The sequence below is a fragment of the Tepidiforma flava genome (assembly GCF_027594505.1).
GTDB classification, from domain to species: Bacteria; Chloroflexota; Dehalococcoidia; order Tepidiformales; family Tepidiformaceae; genus Tepidiforma; species Tepidiforma flava.
In genome coordinates this window covers 995,579-1,018,098 of the sequence record NZ_CP115149.1, presented here as the reverse complement: position 1 = coordinate 1,018,098, position 22,520 = coordinate 995,579, and the positions used below count along the sequence as shown (strand labels likewise).

Here is a 22,520-nt window from a genome sequence, read left to right as displayed (position 1 = left end):
CGTGCCGACCCGCGCCGAACGGTATGCCCACCGCATCGAAGCGCAGGCCGAGGCGCTCTTCCGGCGCATCGTGCTCGCCCCGCCGGGCTCGTGGCACCGCCGCGAACCCGGCGGCTGGTCGCCGGCCATCACCGTCGCCCACATCTGCGAATTCCTGCCCTACTGGTCGAGCCGCCTCAGCCTCTTCGCCGCCAACCCCGGCAGCAGCTGGGGCCGCCCTGAGGACGACCCGGACCGGCTCGCCGGCATCGAACCGGGCGCCCTGCTCGAACCGCCCGCCGCCTGCGAACGCCTCCACCGCGTCGCCGCGGCCGCCAGCGCCGCCGTCCGCGCCCTGCCCGGCGAAGCGCTCGGCGTGCCCCTCCAGCACGTCTCCGGAGACCCCGCCCTCGGCACCCTCGAAGCCCTGGTCGAGCGCGCCCTCTGCGGCCACCTCGAATCCCACCACGCCCAGCTCCGGCGCCTCCTCGCCCGGCCCCCCTTCCCCGCTCCCCCGTCCCGGGTTGGAGGTTGAAGGTTGGAGGTGGGAGGCATCCCGGCCGAGCATCACGCTCCCTCCCGCCTCCCAACTCCCACCTCCCGACTCCCAACTCCGTAGCCGCGGGGCTCCGTCCCCGCGGAGGGCCGGCGAGGCCCACCCCGCCCTCGGCCTCCACCCGCCTCCCGACTCCTAACTCCCAGCTCCCGTCTCCCGCTTCCCGTTTTCCGCGACGTCCGTTGGGCGCATGGCGCCCCGCGGGGACGGAGCCCCGCGGCTACGGTCGAAGTCTGGAGATTGCGGGTTACCGAGTGCCAGCATCCCGGCCCGCCGTCCGCTTCTTCCGAACTCCCAGCTCCTAACTCCCGTCTCCCAACTCCCGCTTCCCGTTTCCCGTTTCCCGCCTCCCGCCCCTTCCCCCTTGCAGGGTGCACCCGATCTTTCTATAGTCCGTTGCACCAAACAACGGATCGGTGCGGCGATCCCCGGAGGCCCCGATGTTTGCCCGCGCCGCATCCCCCTCGAAGTGGCTCACCCTCCTCGCTGCCTGCGTCGGCCTCGCCATGCTGATGGTCGACACCTTCATCGTGAACGTCGCGTTCCCCGCCATCGGCCGCGACCTCGATGCCTCGCTCGCCGCTGCCGAGTGGACCGTCTCCGGCTACGTCCTGATGACCGGCGTCTTCCCGCTCGCGATGGGCCGCCTCGGCGACATGTTCGGGCGCGACCGCGTCTACCTCGCCGGGCTCGCCGGCTTCGTCCTCACCTCCGGGCTCTGCGGGCTCGCCCCGGGCATCGAAGCCCTCATCCTGTTCCGCATCCTCCAGGGCATCGCCGCCGCCGTCATGATGCCGCTCACGCTCGCCATCGTGACCGCCGCGTTCCCGGCCGAGCAGCGCGGCCTCGCCATCGGCATCTGGGGCGGCGTCTCCGGTCTCGGCCTCATCGCCGGCCCGATCCTCGGCGGCCTCCTCGTCAACGGCGATGAGTGGCGCTGGATTTTCCTCATCAACCTCCCGATCGGCCTCCTCGCGGTCCTCTTCGCCGTCCTCTGGATTCCGTCCACGCGCGACCCCTCGGCGCCGCGGGTCATCGACTGGCCGGGCCTCGCCGCGCTCTCCGGCGGCCTCCTCCTCGTCCTGTTCGCCGTCAACCGCGGGAACGACCTCGGCTGGACGTCGCCCGCCATCCTCGGGTGCTTCGGCGCCGGGGCGCTCCTCCTCGCGGCATTCCCGGCGATCGAACGGCGGGCGCGCGCGCCGCTGGTCGACCTCTCCCTCTTCCGCAGCGGCCCCTTCGTCACGGCCTCGCTCAGCGCCTTCCTCTTCTCCGCCGCCGTCTTCGGCTCGCAGCCCTACGCGAGCCTCTTCATGCAGAACTACCTCGGTCTCTCCCCCCTCCAGGGCGGCCTCGCGTTCCTTCCTGCGACAGGCCTCGTTGCCGCGCTCATGCCCGTCTCCGGCATCCTCGGGCAGCGCCTCGGCCACCGCATCCGCCTCGTCATCATCGCCGGCTCGCTCTCCGTCGGCCTCTCCTTCGTCTACCTGCTCCAGCTCGACACCGCGAGCCGCTACCTCGATGGCCTGCTCCCCGCCTTCATCCTTCGCGGGCTCGGCATCGGGCTGGTCATCTCCGCGACGTCCTACGCCGTCGTCTCGTCGCTGCCGCCGGCGAAGTCCGGGCTCGCCTCGGGAGCGCTCACGATGGCCCGCAACATCGGCACCTCGGCGGGCGTCGCCATCTTCGGCGCGGTCTACCTCCGCACCATCGAGACGATCCTGCCGCCGCGCCTCGCCGATGCCGGGTTCGATGCTGCCCAGGCCGAACGCCTGGCGGCCGGCGCGGCCCGCTTCGTCCCCGCGCCGGCTGAACCCGCCGCGGCCGTGACCGCGGCCGGCATCGTCGATGCCTACGTCATCCTCGCCGCGGTCGGCATCGGCATCTCCGCGCTCGCGATCGCCGCTGCCGCGCTCATCCGCCCCCGGCCGGCCGACGCCGCTGCAGCGCAACCTGTCCCGCTGCCCCGCCCCGCCTCCCCCCGCGCCGGCGCCTGAGCCCCCGGCCCCTCACTTCTCCCAACTCCGAACTCCCAACTCCGAACTCCCAACTCCGAACTCCCAACTCCCAACTCCCAACTCCCATCTCCCTCCTCCCGCTTCCCCCGGGAACCTCCGCCGCCCGGCCCGGCGTTCTCTATCATGAGTTCGACCCTTGCGGCGGAGGTCTCCCGTGCCCCGGCGTGCCCTGCTCCCGCTCGTCGCCGCCCTCGTCGTCGTCACCGCGCTCGTCCGCGCGCCTGAACCGGGCCGGGCCGCCGCCACCGTCACGTGGACGGGCGCCGGCACGAACGGCCTCTGGTCGAACCCCGCCAACTGGAGCCCTGCCCCGCCCGCACCCGGCAACACGCTCGTGTTTCCCCCGGTGACCGGGCAGCTCAGCCCCGTGAACGACCTCGGCACCGGCCCGTACGCCGCCTTGCAGGTGACGGGCGCCGGCTACACCTTCTCCGGCGGCCAGGTCGACGTCACCGGCCAGCTCACCATCGCTGCGCCCGGCACCGTCCAGCTTGCCGCGCCCATCGGCGGCCCAGGCGGCATCCAGCTCACCGCCGGCACGCTCCGCATCACGGCCGCCCAGCTGTTCGCCGGCCCGGTCGCCGTCGCTGGCGGCACCCTGGTCGCAGAAGACGACGCCGCCCTCGGCACCGCCGCCGGCGGCACCTCCGTCGCGCCCGGTGGGGCCCTCCGCCTCGGCTTCGGCGTCGACCTCGGGGCCGAAGCGGTTGCCATCGCCGGCAACGGCCCCTCGGGCGCGGGCGCGCTGCAGGCGCCATGGGGCGGCGCCAGCCTCGGCAATCTGACCCTCACCGCCGATGCCCGCATGGCCGTTGCCAACGGCACCCTCCTGGTCGGCGCGCTCAGCGGTCCGCCCGCGGCGGCGCTCGAGCTGGTCGGCGGCGGCAAGCTCGAAGTCGATGGCGGCGCCTTCGCTGGCGGCGTCACCGTCACCTCCGGGAATCTCACCTGGGATGCCCCGGCAGCCCCGGCCGCCGCCCGGGCCGGCCGCGATGGCCTCATCCGCGGCACCGGCACGCTCGGCTCCCTCGCCGTCTCGGGCGGGACTGCGTGGCCCGGGACCGGCCTCGCCGTGGGCACCCTCGCGGTCGCCGGCCCCGCGGAATTCGCCGGCGGCGCGCTCCGCATCGACATCGCCGGGACCGCGCCCGGCATCGACTACAGCCGGCTGGCCGCGGGGTCGCTCAGCCTCGCCGGCACGCTGCTCGACCTCCGCCTCGCGCCCGGCTACGCGCCCGAGCCCGGCGATTCGTTCACCATCGTCCAGGTCGGCGCAGGCCCCGTCGCCGGCACCTTCCTCGACCTGCCCGAAGGCGCGACCTTCGCCCGCGCCGGCTACCGCTGGGCCGTCAGCTACCGCGGCGGCGACGGCAACGACGTCGTCCTCCGCGTCGTCCGCCCGCTCGAAGCCGACCTCTCGGCCGCCATCGCCGCCGAACCCGCCGCCTACCGGCCGGGCGACCTCCTCGCGCTCCGCCTGACCATGACGAACGCCGGTCCCGATGCCGCCGCTTCGCCCCGCTTCTACGCCTCCGTGCCGCCCGGCACCAGCTTCGTCCGGGTCGATGCCCCCGGCCACACCTGCGTGACGCCGCCCTACTTCGCCAACAGCATCACCTGCACCGGCGGCACGCTCGAACCCGGCGCCTCGCGGCAAATCACCCTCGTCGTGCGCGTCGAACCTGCAGCCGCCGGGCCGATCCGCGCCACCGTCGCCGTCGCCTCGAACACCAGCGACCGGCACACCGTGAACGACGGGGCCGCCCTCGATATCCCGCCCGCCGCGCCCGGCGCGCTCCCCTACCGCCGCATCCTCCCCGGCCTCGCCGCCGACGCCGCCCCCTCGGCCCCCGGTGAGGTTGGAGGCTGAAGGTTGAGGGTTGAAGGGTGAAGGCCGATGGCCGCGAGCCCCCGGGCCCTCACTCCTCCCAGCTCCCAACTCCCATCTCCCAACTCCCATCTCCCTCCTCCCGCTTCCCGCCTCCCGCTGCTACCCTGAAAGACGTGAAAGTTCTCGCGATCGAATCGTCGTGCGATGAGACGGCGGCGGCGGTCGTCGAAGACGGGCGCGTCGCCCTCTCCTCCATCGTCTCCTCCCAGGTCGACCTCCACGCGAAGTACGGCGGCGTCGTGCCGGAAGTCGCGTCCCGCCAGCACCTGCTCAAGATCGTCCCCGTCATCAGGGAGGCGCTCGAAGCCGCGAACTGCACCCTCGACGACATCGACGCCGTCGCCGGCACCCGCGGCCCCGGCCTCGCCGGCAGCCTGCTCGTCGGCTACAACGCAGCCCGCGCCATCGCCTTCGGCCGCGGCCTTCCCTTCATCGGCATCAACCACCTCGAGGGCCACATCTACGCCAACTGGCTGGTCGAAGGCCCCGAACCCGAGTTCCCCGCCCTCTGTCTTGTCGTCTCCGGCGGCCATACCGACCTCGTCTTCATGCGCGGCCACGGCCAGTACGAGCGCATCGGCGGCACCCGCGATGATGCCGCCGGCGAAGCCTTCGACAAGGCCGGCCGCCTCCTCGGCCTCCCCTTCCCCGGCGGCCCCCACATCGCGAAGGCCGCCCTCGAAGGCGGCCCCTCCTCCCTCGAACTCCCCCGCGCGTGGCTCCACGGCACCTTCGATTTCAGCTTCAGCGGCCTCAAGACGGCTGTCCTCCACACCGTCCGCGAAGGCCGCTACCCCGTCCCCGAAGTCGCCTGGGAGTTCCAGGAATCCGTCGTCGACGTCCTCGCCGGCAAGACCTCCCGCCTCGCCCGCGAACTCGGCGCCCGCAATGTCCTCGTCGCCGGCGGCGTCGCCGCGAACGCCCGCCTCCGCGAGGAGCTCCAGCGCCGCTGCCCGGTCCCCGTCCGCATCCCGCCGCCGAAGTTCTGCACCGACAACGCCGCGATGATCGGCGCCGTCGCCGCCTTCCGCCTCGAACTCGGCGAGCGCACCCCGCCCGAGGCCGACATCTTCACCACGAACGACTGGGCCGCCGTCTAAGCGGCTGGCCCCGGGCGCGCCCGCTCAGCGCGTGCAGGTGCCCCGGCCCGAGCACGTCTCCGGCGGCTCGTCCGCCGGGATGCGCGCCTTGCACAGCTCAGAGGGGATGCACGCCTGGTCCGTCACCAGCCCCCAGTACTTCGCCAGCGCCTCCCCCGGCGTCTCCGGCCCGTAGCTGAAGAGCACCCGGTCGAGGTCGCCGATATTCACCGTCGCCAGCCCGTCCACCGGCACCCCGTTTGCGATGAACGACCACCGCTCCGAGGCCGTGTTGCACAGCTTCTCCCCCGAGGGCAGCTCGAGGCAGGTCCGATCATCCGTCACCCCCGGGAACGACGGGTCCGTCAGCTTGAACCCGAGGCTCTGGAAGAACTCGCCCCACGTCACCAGCGTCGAATGCACGTGCACCACCGTGTAGCGCGGCGCGTGGATGTGCACGTGCTCGCTCAGCTCCTTCCCCTCAGTGTCGGAGATGAACTGCGGCTGCCCGAAATCGAACCGCTCGCCGCGGATGACGACGGCGAAATCCGCGTGCTCGTGGGTCGGCGCGCGCGGTCCGGTCGCTGCCCATCCCGGCCCGCCGGAGGACGCCCCCGCGCCGCCGCCGCCGTCCCAGCGCCACGCCAGCAGCCCCGCGAGCACCGCGGCGGCGATGCCCAGCACCCCCGCCGCGGCCATCCACGCCGTCGGCCGCCTGCCCATCGAGCCGTCCATGCCGCCATGCTACCGCGCCCTCCCCGTTGACGCCTCGCTGCGGAAGTGCGTAGCATCATGCAACTCACTTTCCTGGAGGGTGCCGTGACCGCGCCGGCCGACCCCGAAGCTGCCCGCATCCGTTCCTACCTCGTCTCCGTGGCTGCCCGCCTCCCCCTCATCGAGCTCGTCGAGAAAGTCCGGCACGACTGCCTGCCGCTTGGCGAAGCCGCCGCCCTCGTGCCGCCGGAGCGCTTCGCTGAACGTCCCGGCCCCGGCGCGTGGTCCGCCGCCGAGACCTGGGCGCACATCCTGGACATGAACGAACAGGGCGCCGCCGCCATCGAAGCCATCCTCGACGGCGCTGCGCCCCCTGCCCGCGCCATCGACGACGCCCTGCGCCACGCGCCCGCTGACCTGCCCGGCGGCCCCGCCTGCTACGAACGCTACCGCCGCCGCCGGGAGCAGCTCCTCGCCCGCGTCGCTGCCGCCCGCGGCGACGAGCACCTCGACCGCACCATCCGCCACCCGATGTTCGGCGACCTCTCCTGGCGCGAGTGGCTGCTCTTCATGCGCGTGCACGACCTCGACCACCTGCGCCAGCTCCAGGCCATCGCCGCCGCACTCGGCGGAGGCCGGCAGCCGTGACGGCGGTCCGCGTCGCCATCGGCTTCGGCCCCGGCCCCGGCGGCTGGACCGAGGCGCTCACCTTCGCCCGTGAAGCGGAGCGCCTCGGCGTCGATTCCGCCTGGACGTCCGAGGCGTGGGGTTTCGATGCCGTCACGCCGCTTGCCCTCCTGGCGGGGCAGACGGCGCGCCTCCGCCTCGGCACCGGCATCATGCAGGCCGGCACGCGCACCCCCGCACTGGTCGCGATGACGGCGCTCACCCTCGCCTCCATCTCCGGCGGCCGCTTCATCCTCGGCCTCGGGTCCAGCGGCCCCCAGGTGATGGAGGGCTGGCACGGCGTCCCCTTCGATCGCCCCCTCCAGCGCCTCCGCGAAACCGTCGCCATCGTCCGCGCCGCCTGCCGCGGCGAGCGTCTCGACTTCGCGGGCGACATCTATCGCCTGCCCCTCCCCGGCGGCGAGGGCCGCGCCCTCCGCACCAGCGCGCCGCCCGCTGAGGTTCCCATTTACCTCGCTACCCTCGGCCCCCGCGCCCTCGAAGTCACCGGCGAAATCGCCGATGGCTGGATCGCCTCGTCGTTCATGCCGTCTCGCGCCCGGCCCTTCTTCGAAGCCATCCGCCGCGGCGCAGCCCGCGCCGGCCGCGCCCTCGACGGCTTCGAAACGGTCGCCGGCGGCGTCGTCCAGTTCGGCGACGACCTCCAACGGCTGACCGCGCCGCGCAAGCCCGGCTTCGCCTTCGAAATCGGCGCGATGGGCTCACGCCAGCGCAACTTCTACAAAGACGCCTACGCCCGCCAGGGATACGCCGACCTCGTCGAACGCGTCCAGGCACTCTGGCTCGAGCGCCGCCGCGACGAGGCCGCCGCCCTCATCCCCGACGAGTTCGTGCTCGAAGCCAACCTCCTCGGGACGCCGGCGATGGTGCGCGACCGCATCCGCGCCTACCGCGATGCCGGCGTCACCACCATCCAGGTCGCGCCAGCCGGCGAAACCCTCGCCGAACGGCTCGACACCCTCGGCCGGTTCATGGACCTCGTGGCCGACGTCAACCGCGAGCCGGCCTCCGCCGCCGAGAGCTAGGGCGTCGGCGTCGCGGTCGCCGCGGGGCTGGCGCCCGGCGTCGCCGTCGAACCCGCCTGCGCCGTCTGCGTCGCCAGCTGCTGCTCCACCTGCTGGAAGAGGCTGCGCCAGCCGTCCATGCTCGCCGGCGCGCCCGCGCCGAGCGGCTGCCCGTTCACGAGGAAGCCCGGCGTCCCGCGGATGCCGAACGAGTTCGCCGTCCGCTGCTGCTCCGTCACCTCGTCCAGGTGCTGCGACGTATCGAGGCAGCGGTCGAACTGCGCCGTATCCAGCCCCAGCTCCGCCGCGTACTTCTTCAGATTCTCATCCGAAAATCGGCCCGCGTTCAGCTTCTCGTTGCTCGTCTGCCCCGCCTCCGCCTGCACCAGGAACAGCTTGTTGTGGTACTGCCAGAACTTGTTCTGGTCGGCCGCGCACATGCCCGCCAGCGCTGCCCGCACCGATTCCGCGCCGAGGATCGGCAGGTTCTGATACTCCAGCTGCACCCGGCCCGTCTTCACGAACTCATCGATGATGTCGATCTCCTGCTCGCCCGTGAACTTCAGGCAGAACGGGCACTGGAAATCCGCGTACACCGTCAGCTTCACCGGCGCGTCGTCCTTGCCGAGCTTCATCCCGTTCGCGAGGTCCGTCGGGATGTTCGCGGCGTGGTCCCGCAGCCGCTTTGCGAGGTCGTCGCTCGAGCCGCCGCCCGACGTCGCCACCACCGCGATGAGGATGCCGCCGAGGATGACGATGACGGCCGCGACGACCAGCACGAACGGCCGGGTGAAGATGCCGCTCCCCCCGCCGCCGCCCGTCCGGCGCGGTGCGGGCGTGGTTGGGCGCTGGCTGCGTTGCGGCCGCGTCCCCTGCGTGCGGCTCATTTCGCGGCGGGCCTGGCGGTTCGACATGGGCGCTTCGTTCCTGCAGTGAGTCTCGGATTCAGGTCAGCATCGGGCAGCCGGCCAGCGGCCGGCAGCCCCTCCGAGAGTACCACCAGCGCTGATACGGGATACGGAAGCGCTCTTTACAGCCGCGCTCAGCCCTCGCCCAGCCCGCTGCCGCGCAGCCGCGGGTCCAGTTCGTCCCGCAGCGCGTCGCCGAGCAGGTTGAAAGCCAGCACCGTCAGGCTCAGCGCCACCCCGGGGAAGACCGCCAGCCACCACGCCATATTGAAGTACGCCCGCGCCTGCGGCCCGAGGTCGTTCCCCCAGCTCGGCTCGCCCAGCGGCAGCCCCACCCCGAGGAACGTCAGCGCCGATTCCGCAAGGATCGCCGCCGGCAGCGTCGTGCTCGCCACCACGATCACCAGCGGCCCGATGTTCGGCAGGATGTGCCGGAACATCAGCCGCGCCTCCGAACAGCCGATGACCCGCGCCGCGTCCACATACATCCGCTGCCGCTCCACCAGCACCGCCCCGCGGATGATCCGCATGATGACCGGCGTAAAGATGATGCTGATGGCGATGATCACCGCCTTCAGCCCCGGCCCCAGCCACGTCGCCACCACCAGCCCGAACAGGATCGCCGGGAACGAGAGCAGCACCTCCGAGAGCCGGCTGATCACCGTATCGACCACCCCGCCGAGGTAGCCCGCCAGCAGCCCCAGCACCGTCCCGCCCACCACGCTGATGAGCACCGTCGCCATCCCCACCATCAGCGACGGCCGCGCCCCGTACACCACCCGCGAATACAGGTCCTGCCCGTTCCGGTTCGTCCCGAACCAGTGCTCGCCGCTCGGCGGCACGAGGATATTCGAACCGAACTCCTTCGGGTCCGTCGTCCGCATGAACGGCGCATCCGCGAAGACCGCCGCGAAGATCAGCAGCCCGATCACGACCGCCGAGGCCGTGCCCAGCGGCTGCCGCCGCGCGAACCGCTTCAGCCGCCCGAGCCCGAACGTCGGCCGGCTCACCGGCCCTGCCAGCACTCCCGCCTGCGCTTCCGTCGCCATCGTCGCTCACCTCCCTCCGCTCACGCCCGCAGCCGCGGGTCGGCCCAGGCGTAGAGCACGTCCACGATCAGCGTCACCGTCAGGAACGAGGCCGCGATCGTCACCGTCACCGCCTGGATCGTCTGGTGGTCGCGGTCAGCCACCGCCTTCGCCGCCATCGACCCCATCCCCGGGATGGCGAACAGCTGCTCGATGACGATCGAACCGCCGAGGATGAGCCCGAACTGCAGCCCCAGCACCGTCAGCAGCGTCAGCACCGAGTTTCGGAACACGTGGATCCACACCACGCTCCGCTCCTTCAGCCCCTTCGCCCGCGCCGTCCGCACGTAGTCCGCGTAGAACGCCTCGAGCATGCTCGACCGCACGATGCGCGCCACGTAGGCCGAAGCCCCGATGCCCAGCACCAGCGCCGGCAGGATCAGCAGCCCGACATGGCCGAGCGGGTCTTCCGCGAAGCCCCGCCACTGCTTCACCGGCGTCCAGCCCCACCAGTAGGCCGGCAGGTAGATGACCAGCGTCCCCAGCCAGAAGCTCGGCACCGAGAGCCCGAGAATCGAGAAGAACCGCGCCGTATAGTCCGCCGCCGAGTGCGCCCGCACCGCCGAGAGCGCGCCCACCGGCACCCCGATCGCCAGCGTGAAGAAGACCGTCACCACCCCCAGCTGCAGCGTCGTCAGGAAGCGGTCGCGCAGCTCCGGCGTAATCTCCCGCCGGGTCGCCGTCGAAAGCCCGAAGTCGCCCCGGAGCGCATTCCCCAGCCAGAGCAGGTACTGCTCCGGCTTCGACTTATCCAGGCCCAGCTCCTTCCGCACCACTTCGATGCATTCTTCGCAGGCCGAGCCCGAAGCGCCGAGCCGGATCGTCGCCGCATCAGCCGGGAGCGCCCGGATGAGCGTGAACGAAAGAATCGAGACGCCGAGGAGCGTGACGGGGAAGAGCGCCAGCCGGCGCAGGATGTACGTTCGCATGGGAGCTCACCTGCCAGGAGGTGGAGGGGAAGGCGGAGCGGGGCGGCCCCGCCTTCCCCCGGCGCCATCAGGCGTCGAGCCAGAGGTCCTGCACCCGGAAGAGGCCCGTGCCCGCGTTCGCGTACATGAAGTCCTTCTCCGGGTAGTTCTTCACCCGGTCGCGGAAGGCCGCGTACTGGAACTCCGGCACCGGCAGCGGGACCGCCGGCCCGTACTCCTGGTGGATGGTCCGGACGATCTCCTGCACCTTCTGCTTCCGCGCCTCCGGGTTCAGCTCCTGCGCCTGCGCCGCCCAGAGCTGCTGCATCTTCACCGCGAAGGCCGCCGTCTCGGACTTCGGCGAATCCGGCCGGAGGTTGCCGAAAATCGCGCCGTAGCCCACCGGCACGTAGTGCGCCAGCGCGTTGTAGTCCGGGATCGTCTGGAGCGAGAGCTCCCACGCGATGAACAGGTCCCACGGCTTCGGTGCCTTCTCCGCGAACCCCGCCACCGCCCGCGCCACGTACGTCGCCGGGTCCACCACCTCCACCTCCACCTTCGCGCCGAGGTTCTGCTCCAGCTGCTTCTTCACGAACTCCGTCGCCGTCGCGAAGATGGGGATCGCCTGCATCGTGACCATCTTGACCGTCGGGAACGCCTGCGCCCCGCCCGATTCCTGCCAGAGCTTCTTCGCCTCCGCCGGGTTGAACGGCTGCAGCTTCTTCAGCTCATCCTGCGAAAGCCCGTACCCCTCCTTCGCGAACTCCGACGCCGTCGGCCCGCCGTACAGCCCCTCGCCGAGGTACAGGTTCTTGATGAACGCGTCCCGGTCGATCGCCATCCACACGGCCTGCCGGTGCCGCTTGTCCGTCCACTTGAAGTTGTCGAACTGCATGACGAGGTGGCCGTTCGCCGGCCCCTTCACCACCTTGACGCCCTTCTCCCGGCCGAGTTCATCCGCCACCAGCCGGTCGATGTTCACCACCGTGAGCACGTCCAGCTCGCCCGCGAGGAACTTCGCCTTGATCGTCGCCGGGTCCGGGATGATCGCCTCCTCCCAAACGTCGATGTACGGCCCCTCCTTCACGTACGTCGGCGAGGGCGGGTCGTGCTGGAAGTAATCCGGGTTCCGCTCGTAGCGCGTGCCCGTCGGCTCCCGCTTCACCATCCGGTAGGGGCCGCTGCCCGCGTTCATCACCTTCATCAGGTCGCCGCCGTTCGCCTCCACCACCTCCTTCGCCACCACCGCGAAAGCGCTCGACCCGAGCGAAATCACGTTCGACGCGAACGGGTTCTTCTGCTTGATGACGACCGTGTACTTGTCCGGCGTCTCGATCTTGTCGATCCAGCCCCACTGGATCTGGTTCACCTGCGAGCCCTTCGTCAGCGCCACCGGGAAGCGGGTGTACGAATAGGCGATGTCCTCGGCCGTCAGCTCTCGGCCGTTCGCCACGTCGGCCTGGAACTTCACCCCCTGCCGAATCTTCACCCGCAGCGTGAGCGGGTCCACCTGCTCATGCTCGAGCGCGAGGTCGTAGCAGACCGTCTTCGTCGAGGGCTGGTACGTCCAGAGGTGCGAATACGCCTTCGCCGGGTGGATTGGGTTCGTCACCACGATGTGCGGGTCCAGCCCCGTATCCGGCGACGCCTTCGCGATGCGGMKKSKYCMKCSCCGCTYSCCGSMGSCCGSGGCGMGKSSGGCYGCGCCGMCGGCKGCCRTSCCSKSYCCGSCGCMGGRRSKCGCGGYSGCCGWGSCGSKSYCGYCRKYAKCGSCKCCRGTACGTCGATTCCATCGGTTCCCTCCCCTGTTGGTCGCCCGGCAAGCGTTTCGGGCCAAGACTTTGGTTGTCTGGCCAAATTCCGGGCTCGGCGTATTATAGGTTCGCCTTCCATCGATTCGCAAGCATCGACGCCGCCGATACCTCCCCTTCCCGCCGCGCCCCCGGCCCGCTACACTTCTCGGCGCTGGCCAATCGGCCAAAACCTTGCGGGAGCAGCCAAATGCCCAGCCTCGCCGAGATCAACCCCCTCGCCCCCGAAACCGCCGAGTGCCCCTTCCCCTTCTACGAAGCCATGCGCCGCGAATGCCCCGTCTACCAGGTCCCCGGCGCCGGCTTCTTCATCGTCTCCCGCTTCGAGGACGTCCTCCACGTCCTCCGCCACCCCGAAATCTTCTCCTCCAAATCCGGCCCCGGCCTCCGCCCCGTCCCCGATGAGGAGGTCATCGCCATCATGCGCCAGGGCGTGGATGCCCGTGAACACCCTCCTCACCAACGACCCGCCCGCCCACTCCCGCTACCGCGCCCTCGTCAACGAAAGCCTTCTCCGCACGCCGCGTCGCCAGGCCTCGATGACCCTCCGTCACCGCCATCGCCAGCGACCTCATCGACCGCTTCATCGGCGACCGCGAAGTCGAGCTCGTCCGCCAGTTCGCCGTCCCGCTCCCGCTCACCGTCATCGCCGACGCCCTCGGCGTCGACCGCGCCGATATGGACCGCTTCAAGCGCGACTGGTCCGACGACTCCGTGGCGCCCCTCGGCGGCTTCCTCACCCGCGAGCGCGAAATCGAATGCGCCCGCTCCATCGTCGAATTCCAGCACTACTTCGCCGAGCGCCTCGAAGAGCGCCGCGCCAGCCCGCGCGATGACATCCTCACCCGCGACCTCCTCAACGCCCACATCGGCCTCGATCGGCGAAGAAGCCCGCCCGCTCGACATGGCCGAGATGCTCAGCATCCTCCAGCAGATCCTCGTCGCCGGGAACGAAACCACCACCAACCTCATCGCCTCCGGCATGATGATCCTCGTCCAGCGGCCGGAGCTGCAGGAGCGCCTCCGCGCCGAGCCGGACCGCATCCCCACCTTCGTCGAAGAAGCCCTCCAGCCTCGAATCCCCCGTCCAGGGCCTCTTCCGCCAGGCCGTCGTCGATACCGAAATCGGCGGCACGCCCATCCCCGCCGGCTCCCGCATCCTCCTCTCCTACGCCTCCGCCTCAACCGCGACGAGGCCGAATTCCCCCACGCCGACGAGATCGACCTCGACCGCGAAGCCCCCGAAGGCCACCTCGCCTTCGGCCGCGGCATCCACTACTGCCTCGGCGCCGCGCTCGCCCGCCTCGAGGCCCGCATCGCCTTCACCCTCCTCCTCCAGCGCCTCCGCGCCATCCGCGCCGCCGAGGGCAAGAACGACTACACCCACGTCCCGAGCGTTATCCTCCGGGGGCTCAAGGCCCTCTACCTCGAGTTCGAACCCGCCTGAAGGAGGCGCCCCCGCGCCATGCGAGCTCCGCGATACGCCCGAGCAGGCCGCCTGGCGGCAGGAAGTCCGCGATTTCATCCGCGACAACCTCCCTCGAGTCCATCCGCGGCGTCACCGGCTTCTTCTACGACCCCCGCACCGACCCCGCCTTCGGCCAGTGGCGCGACGCCCTCGTCCGCCGCGGCTGGATCGCCCCCGCCTGGCCGAAGGAGTACGGCGGCGCCGGCATGTCCGTCGTCGAACAGTTCATCCTCAACCAGGAGTTCGCCCAGAGGCGCGGCGCCCCCGTCAGCCGCGGCTGGGCCTCGGCGTCATGATGCTCGGCCCCACCCTCATCGCCCACGGCACCGACGAGCAGAAGCGCGAACACCTCCCCCGCATCCTCAGCGGCGAAGTCACTCTGGTGCCAGGGCTACTCCGAACCTGGCGCCGGCTCCGACCTCGCCTCCCTCCAGACCCGCGCCGTCCGCGATGGCGACGACTTCGTCATCAACGAAGCCAGAAAATCTGGACCTCCTTCGCCCACTTCGCCGACTCCGGTGCTTCCTCCTCGCCCGCACCGACCCGGACGCCNTGGCGACGACTTCGTCATCAACGGCCAGAAAATCTGGACCTCCTTCGCCCACTTCGCCGACTGGTGCTTCCTCCTCGCCCGCACCGACCCGGACGCCCCCAAGCACCGCGGCATCACCTACTTCCTCGTCGATATGAAGAGCCCCGGCATCACCGTCCGCCCCCTCGTCAACATGGCCGGCGGCCACGACTTCAACGAAGTCTTCTTCGAAGACGTCCGCGTGCCTGCCCGCAACGTTGTCGGCGAGGTCAACCGCGGCTGGTACGTCGGCGCCACCACCCTCGATTTCGAGCGCTCGTCCATCGGCACCGCCGTCGGCCAGCGCAAGAGCATCGAGCGGTACACCGCCTGGCTGCGCGAGCACCGGGCCCAGCTCCCGCCGTCCACTGCCGCCGCCGCCCGCCTCGCCTGGGCCGACCGCGCCGTCGAAGTGCAGGTGCTCACCCTGCTCGCCTACCGCATCATCAGCATGCAGGCCGCCGGCAAAATCCCCAACGCCGAGGCCTCCATCGCCAAGCTCTTCACCTCCGAGACCGGCCAGCGCATCGCCCACACCGCCCTCAAGATGCTCGGCACCGCCGGCGCCCTCATGGACCGCTCCGCCGCGCCCTTCCGCGGCGAAGCCGCCCGCGCCTACCTCAATGCCGTCTCGCTCACCATCGCCGGCGGCACCAGCGAAATCCAGCGCAACATCATCGCCCAGCGCGGCCTCGGCCTCCCGCGCGACTGACGTCCGGCGCGCCCGGCCGGCGGGAGGGGGACCGCCGCCGGCCGGGTTCGCCTCACAGGAGGGGATAGTCGCCTTTCGCCCAGCGGATCCCCCGCCGCAGCAGCTCCACGTACTCCGGCACCTCCCAGGAGCCGGGCTCGAAGCGCGGGTACTCCGGCAGCTGGAACCGCCCCGCCAGGCTCCCGTACGCCCGCCCGCCCGGCGCCGTCAGCATGTCGTACCGCCGCCGCCGGTGCCCGGGCGTCAGGTAGAGCACCGCGCCCGCCCCGTACGGGTGGAGGTAGAGCACCGGCCACTCCCGCTCCCCCGGCCACGACGATTCGGCGAACCCCGGCGCCTCGCCCCCGAACCGCGTCACCATCAGCGGCCGCACCTCCCCGTGGTACTCGCACAGGTACAGCTCCTCGCCCTCCCCCGTGCGCCATTCGCCGAGCCCCGCGACGAGCGGGTGCTCCGCCGCCGGCCAGACCGGGTAGCTCCCCACCGGCGGGTGCGCGATGAACTGGCTCCCCAGCACCTCCATGTACCGCCGCAGGATGCGCGGGCTCCGCACCCCGTCCGCCTCCATCTCGAACACCGCATTCGTCCCGTGGAGCGCGAACCACCGTCCGCCCCCTTCCACGAACCGCGCCAGCGCCTCCACCTCCGTCTCCGACGGCCGCAGGTCGCAGGTGTAGGTGATGAGGAACGCGCAGCCCGCGATGCCCTCGGTGTCGCGGAAGTCCCGCCCCACGAGCACCCGCACCTCCTCGTGCTCCGCCAGCAGCTCGAGCAGCCGCAGCCGCGGGAAATCGAAGTCGTGCCAGTTCCCCCCGCAGATGAGGTAGCCGTCGATGCGGCCCATCGCCAGCCTCCTTCCCGCCCGGCCGGCGGCCTAGAAGTTCACCCGCTTCGTAAAGCCGCCATCGACGACGAGGTTCACGCCCGTAATCCACGAGGCCGCCGGGCTGGCGAGGAACGCCACCGCCCGCGCCACCTCCTCCGGCGTCCCCATCCGCCCCATCGGCTGCTGCTTCAGCGTCGCCTCGTAGAAGGGCGGCATCGCCTGCTTGATCATCGCCCACGGCCCGCCCTCGAAGTAAATCGGCCCCGGCGAAACGACGTTCACCCGAATCCCCTTCGGCGCGTACGCCTGCGAGAGCGCATTCGCATAGTTGATGAGCGCCGCCTTCATCGCCCCGTAGCCGTTCGGCTGGCCGAACGTCTCCACCGCGGCCGTCGTGCTGATGAACACCACCGCCGGCGCCTCCGACGTCTCGAGGAACGGCCGCGCCGCTTCGAACCCGCGCACTGCGCCCAGCATGTCGACTTCGAAGTTCTGCACGAACCCCTGCTCGCCCGGCGCCGCGCCCCCGCTCGTGTTGCTCACGAAGATGTCGATGCCGCCCAGCTGCTCGCCCGCCCGCGCGATCCACGCCACGTAGTCGTCCCGCTTCCCGACGTCGACCGCCTCCGCGGCGACTGTCACGCCCTGCTGGCGCAGCTGCTCCGCCGCCGCGTTCAGCCCTTCCGCGTTCCGCGCGCAGATGGCGAGGTGCGCGCCCTCCGCCGCCAGCGTCTCCGCGATGGCGCGGCCGATGCCCCGGCTCGCGCCCGTGATGAGCGCCCGCTTCCCCTTCAGCCCGAGGTCCATAGCTCCGTCCTCCTTCCGCCGGGCGTCAGCCCCGGCCGGTGAAATTCCCCTGTCATGCCAGCGCGACCGTCCCCGCGCTGCCGTCCACGGTCACCTGCTGCCCGTCCCGGATGCGCCGCGTCGCGTCCTTCACGCCCACGACCGCCGGGATGCCGTACTCCCGCGCGACGATCGCCGCGTGGCTCAGCATGCCGCCCGTCTCCACCACGAGCGCGGCCGCCGGCACGAAGAGCGGCGCCATCGGCGCATCGAACACCGGCAGCACGAGCACGTCCCCCGGCTGGATGTCGGCCGCGAGCGCCGCATCGGCGTCCGCGATGACGCGCGCCGGCCCCGTCGCCGTCCCGGGGCTCACGCCCTGCCCGGCGAGGGCGCCCTCGGCCGGCGCGCCGCTCTCCGCCGGCAGCAGCGACGTCGGCAGCTCGAACACCCCCTCCGGCAGCCGGAAGCCCTCCAGCCGGCGGTACTCCTCCTGCCGCGCGCGGACAGCCGCCTTCGCCGCCGCCGCGTCGAGCGTCTCGAACTCCCGCACCTCCGCCAGCCGCAGGAAGAACACGTCCTCCGGCTGCTCGAGCGCCCCCCGCCGCGCGAGCCGCCGCCCGGTCTCCAGCAGCGGCGGCCGGAACGCCCGGCAGGCGCGCGCCCAGTTCGCCTTCGTTCCTTCGCGGCCGCGGTTCAGCCGCTGCGCCATCGCGAGCGTCTCCCGGAACGCCGCCTGCGCCTTCGCCGGCAGCTTCGCCGCGATCTGCTCCTCAAGCCGTTCGCGCGCCGCCGCCGCCCGCGCCTCCTTCCGGTGCGGGTCGGCCGAGGCTGGCGCCGCCATGTCCGCCCGCAGCGCGCCGAGCAGCAGTGCCGGCGCCTCATCCCACGTCGCCGTCGAAGGGTCGGTCTCCCGCGGCCCGCGGAAGCCGTACTCCCGGATCAGCTCCCGGTAGCCCGCCGCAAACGCCTCCCACGCCGGCGAGACCGGCGCCGCCAGCCGCGCCAGCAGCGCATCGTTCGGAAGCTCCGCCGCCGCCGCGCTGATGACCGCGCTCTTCCGGCCCGCCCGCGCCAGGTCCCAGGTCGCCTTGCCCGGCTTCGCGCTCTCCACGTCCGTCAGCGCGCTCGTCAGCGTCGTCACCCACGCCGGCGGGTGGCCCGGCAGGTGCTCGCCCAGCAGCGCCCCCAGCATCCCCGTGTACTCCGCGCCCCCGACCGACACGATGACGTGCGACGTGAACAGCCCCGCGACGACGCCGACGTTCTCCTCGACCGCCCGCAGCAGCTCCTCGCCGCGCAGCCGCGGGTACTCCCGCGCCCACGCCTGCCGGTACGCCCGCTCCGAGATTTCCCGGCCGCGCTCGATCTCCCGATCCGCGTTCCGCCAGCGCGCCATGATCCGCCGGCGCGCCGCCTTCGCCCGCTCCAGGTTCTGCGCCTGCCCCGCCGTCAGCTCGTCACCCTCGACGAACTGCTTCAGCATGTCCGTCCCGCCGCTCACCTGGTAGGTCGACGTAATCGCCATCGACCACGCCACGCCGAGCGTCCACCGGCCGCCGACCACGCCGAGCACGTTCATCGCCGGCGGCGGCGCCGTCGGCACGAGGTCGAGCACGCCCAGCTCCTCCGCCATCCGCGTCGTGAACCGGTAGTCCCACTGGTTGATGAGGTCCGCCGTCAGGGGCTTGATGATGCCCGGCAGCACCTCCTCCACGTTTCCCGTCGTCACCAGCCGGTAGCGGGGGTTGATCTCCGCATCCCACGAGCACAGCTTCTCGCCAGCCATCGTCCCGCCCCCTCAGTACTGCGCCGTCCCGCAATCGACCGAAATGCACGCGCCCGTGATCCCGGCCCCTGCCTCCCCGGCGAGCAGCAGCGCCACCGCGGCCACCTGCTCGACCGTGTTGATCTCGCCCGTCGCCGTCTTCGCCTTGAAGATCTTCTCCACCATCTCATCGAGCCCGGAGAGGCCCATCGCCTTCGCCGTCGCGTCGCCCGAGTCGCGCACCGCGTCGGTGATGACGAGGCCCGGGCAGATGGCGTTGCAGGTGATGCCCAGCCGCCCCACTTCGAGCGCCGTCGTCTTCGTCAGGCCGTTCACCCCGTGCTTCGCCGCCACGTAGCCGGCCATCCCCGCCGCGCCCTGCTTCCCTTCGACCGACGAGATGTTGATGATGCGGCCCGAGCCCTGCGGAATCATCCGCTGGAGCGCCCACTTCGTCCCGTAGAACACCCCGCTCAGGTTCCAGCGGATGTCGTTCTCCCAGGCGTCGTCATCGAGCTGGGCGATCGGCGCCGGCCGGGTGATGCCGCCGGCATTGTTCACCATGATGTCGAGCCGGCCCCAGCGCTCCGCCGCCGTCTCCACCAGCCGGCGCACGTCCTCGCTGCTGCGCGCATCGCCCTGCACGAAGACGGCCCGGCCGTCGGCGCACAGCTCCGCAAGCGCCCGCTCGCCCTTCGCCTGGTCCCGGCCGCTGAAGGCGACGAACGCCCCTTCCCGGAGGAACGCTTCAACGATCCCCCGGCCGATGCCGCGGCTCCCGCCCGTGACCGCGGCCACCTTCCCTTCGAGCATCTGCATGGCTGTCCCCTCCATCCGCGGGACGCGCTGTCCCGGCGCGCCCGCGCTGCTGCCGGGAGCTTTTACCACATTGCCCGAAGCTTTGGAAGACCAGCCAAGAAATTGGGCAGGACGAGCGAGCGCGCTACCGGTTCGCTGCCGCCGCAGCCGCCCCCGCGCCCTCCCCGCCCGGGGCATCCGCCACGAGGTACGCCATCAGCATCTCGACCGTCTGCCGCTCCGTCTCTTCGAAGTCGAACGCGCCCGGCTCCAGCAGCCACTGGAGCGCCACCCCGGTGACGGCCCCGATGTGCCGCGCCGCCGCCGCGTCGGCATCGATGTCCCGCCGGAACGCGCCCGCCCGCTGGCCCGCCCGGATCGCCGCCGCCGTCGTCCGCCGGAACCCCTCCCAGAGCGCCCGGATCTCCTCGCCGAGCCGCGGGTCCCGCTTCGCGCTCGCCGTGAACTGCACGAACACCTCGTACGGCACCGGGTTCACCTTCGCCAGCTCGATGCCGATGCGCGTCACCGCCCGCATCGTCTCCACCGGGTCGCTGCTTTCGCCCAGGGCTTCCTGGACGGATTCGTTGAAAATCTCCTGGCAGCGCGCCAGCACCCCGGAGAGCAGGTCCGCCTTGTCCTTGAAGTGGTACGAGACGAGCCCGCGGCTCACCTCGGCCCGCTTCGTCGCCTCGTCGATCGAGGTCTCCGCCCAGCCCTTCTCGGCCATCACGGCCACGGCCGCGTCGATGATCTGCCTGCGCCGAATCGCGTTGATATCCAGTCGTGCCATCCTCATCCATCCCCGCGGGGCGCCCGGCGCCCCGGTTCGTTTGCGTGGCTAACATTTAGGCTAACAGGCCGAAGCCCTGAACGCCCCCTTTCGGCCCGCTCCGTGTTTCGGTACAGTTACGCCGCCGTTGGACGCCCGGCCAAAACCCCAACCGGTGGTGTCAAAATGCCCCTCTCCGCCGAGACCCTGCGCGACCTCCACCGCCGCATGCTCCGCATCCGCCTCTTCGAAGAAGAGGCCGGCCGGCTCTCCGAAGCCGGCCGCATCCCCGGCGCGCTCCACCTCTACGTCGGCGAAGAAGCCGTCGCCGCCGGCGTCGCCGCCCACCTCGGCCCCGGCGACCAGGTCACCAGCACCCACCGCGGCCACGGCCACCTCGTCGCTGTCGGCGGCGACTTCCGCCAGATGTTCGCCGAGCTCTTCGGCCGCGCCACCGGCTACTGCCGCGGCAAAGGCGGCTCCATGCACATCGCCGATATGGACCTCGGCATGCTCGGCGCCAACGGCATCGTCGGCGGCGGCCCGCCCATCGCCGTCGGCGCCGCCTTCTCCAACAAGTACCGCAAGACCCAGAACGTCACCGCCTGCTTCTTCGGCGATGGCGCCTCCAACGAAGGCTCCTTCCACGAAGCCGCCAACATGGCCGGCCTCTACCGCCTCCCCCTCATCTTCGTCTGCGAAAACAACGGCTTCGGCGAATTCACCCGCCAGGACCGCCACCAGGCCATCCGCGACATCGCCGACCGCGCCGCCGGCTACGGCTTCCCCGGCATCGTCGTCGACGGCATGGACGCCGTCGCCGTCTACGAAGCCGCCGGCGAGGCCATCGCCCGCGCCCGCCGCGGCGAAGGCCCCACCCTCCTCGAATGCAAGACCTACCGCTTCTTCGACCACGTCGGCGTCCGCGGCATGGGCGTCGTCTACCGCTCCGACGATGAGGTCCGCGCGTGGCGGGAGCGCGACCCCATCACGCTCCTCGAGCGCCGCCTCGCCGAACTCGGCATCCTCGACGAAGCCGGCGCCGCCGCCGTCCGCGAGGCCATCCAGGCCGAAGTCCGCGAGGCCGTCGCCTTCGCCGAGGCCAGCCCCTTCCCCGACCCTGCCGCCCTCACCGAGGACGTCTACGCCAGCTAGCCCCACGGAGCCGAACCGATGACCGCCGCCACCGCCCAGCGCCAGCTCCCCACCGTCATGGCCATCAACGAGGCCCTCCGCCAGCTCATGCGCGAGGACCCGAACGTCTTCCTCGCCGGCGAGGACGTCGCCCTCTACGGCTCCGTCTTCGGCTTCAGCCGCGGCCTCCTCGATGAATTCGGCCCCGAACGCGTCGTCGATACGCCCATCAGCGAAGCCGCCCTCGTCGGCCTCGGCGTCGGCGCTGCCGCCACCGGCCTCCGCCCCATCATCGACATCATGTTCATGGACTTCATGGGCGTCGCCATGGACCAGCTCGTGAACCAGGCCGCCAAGATGCGCTACATGTTCGGCGGCAAGGCCCGCCTGCCCCTCACCATCCACACCATGGCCGGCGCCGGCCTCAACCTCGCCGCCCAGCACTCCCAGAGCCTCGAAGCCTGGTTCTGCCACGTCCCCGGCCTTAAGGTCGTCATGGCCTCCGGCCCGTACGAAGCCAAAGGCCTCCTCATCGCCGCCGTCCGCGACGAAAGTCCCGTCATCGTCATCAACCACAAGGCGCTCCTCGGCCTCGCCGGCCCCGTCCCCGAGGAGATGTACGAAATCCCCCTCGGCCAGGCCGCCGTCGTCCGCCCGGGCACGAACTTCACCATCATCGCCACCGGCCGCATGGTCCACGAAAGCCTCGCCGCCGCCGAACAGCTCCGCGAGCACGGCATCGACGCCGAGGTCATCGATCCCCGCTCCCTCGTCCCGCTCGATACGGAGACGCTCGTCGCATCCCTCCGCAAGACGCACCGCGCTCTCGTCGTCCACGAAGCGGTCCGCTTCGGCGGCTTCGGCGCCGAGATCGCCGCGCAGCTGCAGGAGGCCGCCTTCGACCACCTCGATGCGCCCATCGGCAGGGTCGGCGCGCCGTTCTCGCCCGTGCCGTTCAGCCCGGCCCTCGAAGCCCACTACGTCCCCAACGCCGACCGCATCGCCGGCGAAGTCCTCCGCCTGCTCGGCCGGGCAGCGTAGC

General features: G+C 71.6%; 21 protein-coding genes and 2 pseudogenes. 12 read left to right on the top strand and 11 right to left on the bottom strand.

What is annotated here, in order from left to right:
* Window position 1: 1 nt before the first annotated feature.
* The 4 genes from O0235_RS06065 to tsaD all read left to right on the top strand — a co-directional run bounded on the left by O0235_RS06065 (window position 2) and on the right by tsaD (window position 5,544).
* A complete protein-coding gene (locus O0235_RS06065) occupies window positions 2-514 on the top strand; it encodes a DinB family protein (protein ID WP_270057645.1) in 513 nt (170 codons plus the stop codon).
* A gap of 461 nt (window positions 515-975) precedes the next feature.
* A complete protein-coding gene (locus O0235_RS06060) occupies window positions 976-2,532 on the top strand; it encodes an MFS transporter (protein ID WP_270057644.1) in 1,557 nt (518 codons plus the stop codon).
* A 175-nt stretch (window positions 2,533-2,707) separates the two neighbouring features.
* Complete coding sequence (locus O0235_RS06055; RefSeq protein ID WP_270057643.1) at window positions 2,708-4,423, top strand: hypothetical protein; 1,716 nt, start codon at window positions 2,708-2,710, stop codon at window positions 4,421-4,423.
* A 134-nt stretch (window positions 4,424-4,557) separates the two neighbouring features.
* Entirely contained in the window at window positions 4,558-5,544 is a 987-nt protein-coding gene (gene tsaD, locus O0235_RS06050; RefSeq protein WP_270057642.1) for a tRNA (adenosine(37)-N6)-threonylcarbamoyltransferase complex transferase subunit TsaD, read from the top strand.
* A gap of 24 nt (window positions 5,545-5,568) precedes the next feature.
* Here tsaD and O0235_RS06045 read toward each other — a convergent pair whose 3' ends face one another.
* Window positions 5,569-6,258: a hypothetical protein gene (locus O0235_RS06045; protein ID WP_270057641.1), complete on the bottom strand. Its 690-nt coding sequence runs from the start codon at window positions 6,256-6,258 to the stop codon at window positions 5,569-5,571.
* 84 nt (window positions 6,259-6,342) lie between these two features.
* On the opposite strand from O0235_RS06045, the gene O0235_RS06040 reads away from it, so the two are divergent.
* Together O0235_RS06040 and O0235_RS06035 are read left to right on the top strand one after the other, a co-directional pair.
* Window positions 6,343-6,885 (top strand): DinB family protein, encoded by a 543-nt coding sequence (locus O0235_RS06040; RefSeq protein ID WP_270057640.1) that lies wholly within the window; start codon window positions 6,343-6,345, stop codon window positions 6,883-6,885.
* Window positions 6,882-7,949, top strand: a complete 1,068-nt coding sequence (locus O0235_RS06035) for an LLM class flavin-dependent oxidoreductase (protein ID WP_270057639.1) — start codon at window positions 6,882-6,884, stop codon at window positions 7,947-7,949. Before O0235_RS06040 ends, O0235_RS06035 begins: the two co-directional genes overlap by 4 nt.
* Here the strand turns inward: O0235_RS06035 and O0235_RS06030 are convergent.
* The 5 genes from O0235_RS06030 to O0235_RS06010 all read right to left on the bottom strand — a co-directional run bounded on the left by O0235_RS06030 (window position 7,946) and on the right by O0235_RS06010 (window position 13,567).
* Entirely contained in the window at window positions 7,946-8,842 is an 897-nt protein-coding gene (locus tag O0235_RS06030) for a DsbA family protein (RefSeq protein WP_270057638.1), read from the bottom strand. The genes O0235_RS06035 and O0235_RS06030 overlap by 4 nt on opposite strands.
* A gap of 128 nt (window positions 8,843-8,970) precedes the next feature.
* Window positions 8,971-9,885, bottom strand: coding sequence for an ABC transporter permease (locus O0235_RS06025; RefSeq protein ID WP_270057637.1), 915 nt, complete (start codon window positions 9,883-9,885; stop codon window positions 8,971-8,973).
* A 20-nt stretch (window positions 9,886-9,905) separates the two neighbouring features.
* On the bottom strand, window positions 9,906-10,853 hold the full coding sequence (locus O0235_RS06020) for an ABC transporter permease (protein WP_270057636.1): 948 nt from the start codon (window positions 10,851-10,853) through the stop codon (window positions 9,906-9,908).
* Between the two features lie 67 nt (window positions 10,854-10,920).
* Window positions 10,921-12,447: an ABC transporter substrate-binding protein gene (locus O0235_RS06015; protein ID WP_270057635.1), complete on the bottom strand. Its 1,527-nt coding sequence runs from the start codon at window positions 12,445-12,447 to the stop codon at window positions 10,921-10,923.
* A 694-nt stretch (window positions 12,448-13,141) separates the two neighbouring features.
* Window positions 13,142-13,567 carry a hypothetical protein gene (locus O0235_RS06010; RefSeq protein WP_270057634.1) on the bottom strand — a complete coding sequence of 142 codons (426 nt, stop codon included), beginning with the start codon at window positions 13,565-13,567 and terminating at the stop codon, window positions 13,142-13,144.
* On the opposite strand from O0235_RS06010, the gene O0235_RS06005 reads away from it, so the two are divergent.
* From O0235_RS06005 to O0235_RS16185, 4 genes and pseudogenes are all read left to right on the top strand, one after another.
* Window positions 13,548-14,090 carry a cytochrome P450 gene (locus O0235_RS06005; RefSeq protein WP_270057633.1) on the top strand — a complete coding sequence of 181 codons (543 nt, stop codon included), beginning with the start codon at window positions 13,548-13,550 and terminating at the stop codon, window positions 14,088-14,090. The two genes, O0235_RS06010 and O0235_RS06005, sit on opposite strands and share 20 nt — an antisense overlap.
* Window positions 14,087-14,314: pseudogene (locus O0235_RS06000) on the top strand (hypothetical protein); the annotation flags it as partial. The gene O0235_RS06005 and the pseudogene O0235_RS06000, both read left to right, overlap by 4 nt.
* 101 nt (window positions 14,315-14,415) lie before the next feature.
* A pseudogene (locus tag O0235_RS16190) lies at window positions 14,416-14,963 on the top strand (acyl-CoA dehydrogenase family protein); the annotation flags it as partial.
* Window positions 14,964-14,965: 2 nt separating this feature from the next.
* A complete protein-coding gene (locus tag O0235_RS16185) occupies window positions 14,966-15,394 on the top strand; it encodes an acyl-CoA dehydrogenase family protein (RefSeq protein WP_444546137.1) in 429 nt (142 codons plus the stop codon).
* 52 nt (window positions 15,395-15,446) lie between these two features.
* Here the strand turns inward: O0235_RS16185 and O0235_RS05990 are convergent, their stop codons facing one another.
* The 5 genes from O0235_RS05990 to O0235_RS05970 all read right to left on the bottom strand — a co-directional run bounded on the left by O0235_RS05990 (window position 15,447) and on the right by O0235_RS05970 (window position 20,365).
* On the bottom strand, window positions 15,447-16,238 hold the full coding sequence (locus O0235_RS05990) for a ThuA domain-containing protein (RefSeq protein ID WP_270057631.1): 792 nt from the start codon (window positions 16,236-16,238) through the stop codon (window positions 15,447-15,449).
* A 30-nt stretch (window positions 16,239-16,268) separates the two neighbouring features.
* Window positions 16,269-17,027, bottom strand: coding sequence for an SDR family NAD(P)-dependent oxidoreductase (locus O0235_RS05985; RefSeq protein WP_270057630.1), 759 nt, complete (start codon window positions 17,025-17,027; stop codon window positions 16,269-16,271).
* A 52-nt stretch (window positions 17,028-17,079) separates the two neighbouring features.
* A complete protein-coding gene (locus O0235_RS05980; RefSeq protein ID WP_270057629.1) occupies window positions 17,080-18,795 on the bottom strand; it encodes a PEP-utilizing enzyme in 1,716 nt (571 codons plus the stop codon).
* Window positions 18,796-18,807: 12 nt separating this feature from the next.
* Window positions 18,808-19,593 (bottom strand): SDR family NAD(P)-dependent oxidoreductase, encoded by a 786-nt coding sequence (locus O0235_RS05975; RefSeq protein ID WP_270057628.1) that lies wholly within the window; start codon window positions 19,591-19,593, stop codon window positions 18,808-18,810.
* Between the two features lie 124 nt (window positions 19,594-19,717).
* Window positions 19,718-20,365 carry a TetR/AcrR family transcriptional regulator gene (locus O0235_RS05970; protein ID WP_270057627.1) on the bottom strand — a complete coding sequence of 216 codons (648 nt, stop codon included), beginning with the start codon at window positions 20,363-20,365 and terminating at the stop codon, window positions 19,718-19,720.
* 165 nt (window positions 20,366-20,530) lie between these two features.
* On the opposite strand from O0235_RS05970, the gene O0235_RS05965 reads away from it, so the two are divergent.
* Together O0235_RS05965 and O0235_RS05960 are read left to right on the top strand one after the other, a co-directional pair.
* On the top strand, window positions 20,531-21,499 hold the full coding sequence (locus O0235_RS05965) for a thiamine pyrophosphate-dependent dehydrogenase E1 component subunit alpha (protein ID WP_270057626.1): 969 nt from the start codon (window positions 20,531-20,533) through the stop codon (window positions 21,497-21,499).
* A gap of 18 nt (window positions 21,500-21,517) precedes the next feature.
* Complete coding sequence (locus O0235_RS05960; protein ID WP_270057625.1) at window positions 21,518-22,519, top strand: alpha-ketoacid dehydrogenase subunit beta; 1,002 nt, start codon at window positions 21,518-21,520, stop codon at window positions 22,517-22,519.
* Window position 22,520: the final 1 nt, after the last annotated feature.

Coding starts and splice junctions, on each gene's coding strand:
- O0235_RS06045 (WP_270057641.1), bottom strand. CDS start 6,258: ATGGACGGCTCGATGGGCAGGCGGCCGACGGCGTGGATGGCCGCGGCG.
- O0235_RS06060 (WP_270057644.1), top strand. CDS start 976: ATGTTTGCCCGCGCCGCATCCCCCTCGAAGTGGCTCACCCTCCTCGCT.
- O0235_RS06020 (WP_270057636.1), bottom strand. CDS start 10,853: ATGCGAACGTACATCCTGCGCCGGCTGGCGCTCTTCCCCGTCACGCTC.
- O0235_RS05960 (WP_270057625.1), top strand. CDS start 21,518: ATGACCGCCGCCACCGCCCAGCGCCAGCTCCCCACCGTCATGGCCATC.
- O0235_RS05990 (WP_270057631.1), bottom strand. CDS start 16,238: ATGGGCCGCATCGACGGCTACCTCATCTGCGGGGGGAACTGGCACGAC.
- O0235_RS05980 (WP_270057629.1), bottom strand. CDS start 18,795: ATGGCTGGCGAGAAGCTGTGCTCGTGGGATGCGGAGATCAACCCCCGC.
- O0235_RS05970 (WP_270057627.1), bottom strand. CDS start 20,365: ATGGCACGACTGGATATCAACGCGATTCGGCGCAGGCAGATCATCGAC.
- O0235_RS05975 (WP_270057628.1), bottom strand. CDS start 19,593: ATGCAGATGCTCGAAGGGAAGGTGGCCGCGGTCACGGGCGGGAGCCGC.
- O0235_RS06005 (WP_270057633.1), top strand. CDS start 13,548: ATGGCCGAGATGCTCAGCATCCTCCAGCAGATCCTCGTCGCCGGGAAC.
- O0235_RS05965 (WP_270057626.1), top strand. CDS start 20,531: ATGCCCCTCTCCGCCGAGACCCTGCGCGACCTCCACCGCCGCATGCTC.
- O0235_RS06025 (WP_270057637.1), bottom strand. CDS start 9,885: ATGGCGACGGAAGCGCAGGCGGGAGTGCTGGCAGGGCCGGTGAGCCGG.
- O0235_RS05985 (WP_270057630.1), bottom strand. CDS start 17,027: ATGGACCTCGGGCTGAAGGGGAAGCGGGCGCTCATCACGGGCGCGAGC.
- O0235_RS06030 (WP_270057638.1), bottom strand. CDS start 8,842: ATGTCGAACCGCCAGGCCCGCCGCGAAATGAGCCGCACGCAGGGGACG.
- O0235_RS06010 (WP_270057634.1), bottom strand. CDS start 13,567: ATGCTGAGCATCTCGGCCATGTCGAGCGGGCGGGCTTCTTCGCCGATC.